The organism is Streptococcus sanguinis, assembly GCF_020729765.1.
GTDB lineage: Bacteria > Bacillota > Bacilli > Lactobacillales > Streptococcaceae > Streptococcus > Streptococcus sanguinis_Q.
Window position 1 is genome coordinate 1 of the sequence record NZ_JAJEPD010000081.1, and the last position, 4,143, is coordinate 4,143.

Here is a 4,143-nt window from a genome sequence, read left to right on the forward strand (position 1 = left end):
AACCTTATCTAATTTCTTAATACATTATAATTATTATTTTTTATACTAATAAATCCTGTAATTACTATGATATTGGTAACCTAAAACATATGTTTAGTTTCTGTCTAGAGAGTTAAATAGGCAATTTTATTGTTTTCTATAAACATATTGGACATAATTATTCATGAAATTTTCTTACTTCTCGAGCTAAATAGCTATCTGGATGTCTTTTTATAAAATATCTTTCTCTTGCAAATCCATTGTTTCCATATTGTAAGCTTTTATAAATCAAAGGTCTCAGGAGTTCTTTATCTCCTGTTTGTATATATTCTAAGATCTCATTGCCATATTGGTATTTTTTGACATAACCTAAATAATTACCTTGCCAATGAGAATTTTCCTCTCTAAAACTTTGGAAACTACTCATTAAATGAAGTAATTTTTCTGTCAGTCCTAATATATATGTCGCGTATATGGCATCTATATCTTCATAATCTAAATATTCATCAGTATACTTACCCAGAACGTCATCAATGTTATCCTTATTTAGAGCATTTAGCAAATTATCATCCCATACCTTATTACCATATTTTTTTCTAATTTCAACTGATTCCATATCACCTTGGTACAAACGCATCTCCTGTTGAATTGAAATTATTGACTCTAAACTTTGATAAGTACTATTTTCATGAACATATTTTTCTTTATAGCCATAATAACTGCCATCATTAATAAATTTATCAATTTTTTTCTTTAAAATTTCAGTGTAAAATTCGTTCAGATAAACATCAACGAATGCTATTTTATTTATGTTTTTTGATTCGTTTTTTACACGTTCTTCATAAAATTTCCAAAATAAGGTATCARCATTAAGAGCTTTTTCTGTAGCTCGAAAAATCCCTGTCATAAATAATTCATAATGCTCTTCAAAAAGTATACTATATACTTTTTGAACATCAACAACATCTAATCTTATTTTTTCAAATTCAATATTAAGTGGCATATATCCTAAAACTATTCTCCATAGATTTTCATCATAAGATTCAAAAAGAATATCTAAAATAATAATAGATGATAGGAAGGATTTGAGTTTCCAATGTTCGGAACGATCACCAAAGCAAATTTCATCATAAGATTTAAACATTATATTACGCGCTATATATTTCTTTTTTTCATTACTAACTAAACCTAATTTTGTGCCATATTCATCCAACTTACAATTGTTCAAAACATCTTCTATTGCATTAGGAGTATAAAGATATGGATTCTTTGAGGTTACCATCCCTCTTCTAATAAGGCTAATTAACGGAGAATTGCTTGAAGAAATCTCTCTATTCGTAAGTTTTTTATATTTCTTATTTATTTTCTTTTCTTGACCTGTATACCAGTAATACTCTATTGAAGCCCTTGACTTACGTTCCTCATTTATAATTTTAATTTTAGAATCTAACCTCAATGAAGCACAATCGATAAAATACTTCTTTGTCCTTTTAAAAATCATAATCTTCCTTTTAAAAACGTGGTGTTTTTAAGTTGTTATTTTATAAAAATCACCTTAATTATACCACGTTTTTCACTATATAATGTAATTATCCCTATTTAAATAGGAAATTATGAAGTCCAAAGGTGCACCAAAGGACGGATTGAAACTCAGAACATAGCTACATCTTTAGGTATTCGCTATGTCAAATGTTTCACCGTTTCTTTGGTGTGTTTTTTTCATACTTAGCTCGGTAAACGACTGTGTTTCTATTCCGTCCAAGGACGGAAAGGAAGTAAAATGACATATAAAAGTGTAATAGAGGAATTATATTGCAAACTGTTAGGTATAGAGCTCAAGAGAATACTTAATGAGCGAGAAATGTTACAAAATCAAATTGGATATGAAACAGCTGAAGGGGAAGTTGAGTTATTATCCGAAACAACAGTTGGACAAATTCTAAAGGGAAAAAGAAATATTAGTTTTAATGCTTCGTTAGCTTTTCAGACCAGTTTAGATTATAAAAATCCTAGGGAATTATTTTTCCCAAGTATTGAATTCGAACTACTACTTATTGAAAACATAATATCTACAATTTTGATAGATCCTACGTTTGAAAATACTTTTTTAAAAAAGTCAATAGCAAAAAAATTTTCTAATGTCTCAAAGAAAGAAGTAGCGCAAATCATTGAAAAAAATAAAGGAATTTTTCTAGACTCCTTATCAAGCTTTATTTCAGATTTCCCAGAGGAAGAAACTTCGCATCAAATAGCTGAGAAATTAACTTATTGGTTATCCGAATTAGCCTGTCTCATACCAAAAATTTAAAAGTAGACTGTCAGGAAAACTGACAGTCTACTTCATGAAATTACGTTAAACTAAAATTGTTCTTAGCTAAGACAAATAATCAAATACGAGGTAAATCTAATGAAAACACGTAATCGCAAAGGTGGATATTCAACTAACACCGCTAATGAATACATTGACAACAAACAAGGCATTTACTGCTTAAGTACGGAACTTGAACCACAGCAACTCTTTGAGGATGGAAAGCCTACTGGCGAAATCATCTCTTACAAGGCAACCTTCATCCAAGAAGGACTCGAACCGTTCCAAGTTAAGTTTGAAGACAAAATTAAGCTACCTGATTTCATGAGTTTGATTCAATTCGATAACCTTCAAGCCGTTGAAGTACGCTATAACGTTTACTTTAAAGCTGATGGCATTAAGGAGGTTAAATAATGGTATCTAAAACAGATGCCGTCTTGCAATCATACTTGCTCCAGAGCCTTAATATGGCTCTGGGAGCCTTGATGCAAGGCGAAACGAGTTACACAAACAGTTTTAACATCCTCATTCAAGAAAACGGTTTCATTTTCATCCCACGGCTTCCCTGTGCCTATATTTTAGATGATGAGCTCTATAATAAAATCTTCTTGATTGCTAACGCAACCCTATATCCACATTACACATTATTGAAGCAAAATGCCACATACTTCGTCCCTCTAAAAACGGATGATATCCATATTCAGCGAGGACTTTTCTTTCCGTGGAGGGTGGGAATTTCAAAACGATTAGTCATTCCTGACCTTGATAGATACACAACAAGTTTACCAAAAAATCAAATTCCAATTATGGAAAATTTCACTCTCAATCTTGATAAGGTCAATCACATGGCAATCTGTGGAAATAGTGGTTCGGGTAAATCCTATGCTCTCACCTATTTACTGAGTGTACTCAAACATCAATCTGATTTAATTATAGTAGACCCAAAATTTGACACACCTAGTCGTTGGGCTCGTGAACATCAAATTGCAGTGCTTCACCCCGTTGAAAATCGCTCTAAGTCCGACTTTGTATCAGAAATCAATGAGAAATTAAGTCAATGTCTAGAACTGATTCACAAACGTCAAGCAATCCTATACGAGAATCCACGTCATGAGTTCAGCCATATGACAATTGTGATTGATGAAGTTCTTGCATTATCTGAGGGAGTCAATAAGACGATTAAAGAATCGTTTTTCTCACTCTTATCTTCTATCGCACTTCTCGGACGTGCTACAAAACTTCATTTGTTACTTGTTTCACAAAGATTCGATCACACTACGATTCCCATTTCTGTTCGTGAACAACTTAATGTCCTCATCCAGATTGGCAACATTAACAAGAAGACGACACAATTTCTATTCCCTGACCTCGACCCAGAAGGTATTGTTATCCCTATCGGGCATGGAACAGGTCTGATTCAAGTAATTGATAACGAACATCCTTATCAGGTACTTCCGCTACTATGTCCAACGTATTACACAAAGAAAGGAATTCTTTAATGGTGAAAAAATCTTACTTCATGAGGACATTCAACATCAATATCAATCTAATTCTAGTTTCATTTCTAGCAGGATTTATAGGATGGTCTCTGGATTTTCTATCAAATCAGTTTAAACTAAATCCTCTGAGTTTTTTTGACCTCTCCCAGTTCAATAGCTATTTAGATTTAGGAAGCAAATATTCTTATACAGCAATGTCCTCATGAAGTAAGATTTTTTCACCATTAAAGAATTCCTTTCTTTGTGTAATACGTTGGACATAGTAGCGGAAGTACCTGATAAGGATGTTCGTTATCAATTACTTGAATCAGACCTGTTCCATGCCCGATAGGGATAACAATACCTTCTGGGTCGAGG

The 4,143-nt window shown here is 32.4% G+C and carries 4 protein-coding genes and 1 pseudogene; 3 read left to right on the forward strand and 2 right to left on the reverse strand.

The window, feature by feature from the left end; translation table 11 throughout:
* Positions 1–157: 157 nt before the first annotated feature.
* Positions 158–1,480, reverse strand: a complete 1,323-nt coding sequence (locus K4H96_RS10785) for a hypothetical protein (protein ID WP_227956526.1) — start codon at positions 1,478–1,480, stop codon at positions 158–160.
* A 279-nt stretch (positions 1,481–1,759) separates the two neighbouring features.
* Between K4H96_RS10785 and K4H96_RS10790 the strand changes: the two genes are divergently transcribed.
* The 3 genes from K4H96_RS10790 (at position 1,760) to K4H96_RS10800 (ending at position 3,786) form a co-directional block, all read left to right on the forward strand.
* Positions 1,760–2,287 carry a hypothetical protein gene (locus tag K4H96_RS10790; RefSeq protein WP_215805051.1) on the forward strand — a complete coding sequence of 176 codons (528 nt, stop codon included), beginning with the start codon at positions 1,760–1,762 and terminating at the stop codon, positions 2,285–2,287.
* A gap of 99 nt (positions 2,288–2,386) precedes the next feature.
* Complete coding sequence (locus K4H96_RS10795; RefSeq protein ID WP_223337643.1) at positions 2,387–2,701, forward strand: hypothetical protein; 315 nt, start codon at positions 2,387–2,389, stop codon at positions 2,699–2,701.
* A complete protein-coding gene (locus K4H96_RS10800) occupies positions 2,701–3,786 on the forward strand; it encodes an AAA family ATPase (RefSeq protein WP_223337644.1) in 1,086 nt (361 codons plus the stop codon). Before K4H96_RS10795 ends, K4H96_RS10800 begins: the two co-directional genes overlap by 1 nt.
* A 224-nt stretch (positions 3,787–4,010) precedes the next feature.
* On the opposite strand, the pseudogene K4H96_RS10805 reads toward K4H96_RS10800, so the two are convergent.
* Positions 4,011–4,143 (reverse strand): annotated as a pseudogene (locus K4H96_RS10805) (cell division protein FtsK); the annotation flags it as partial.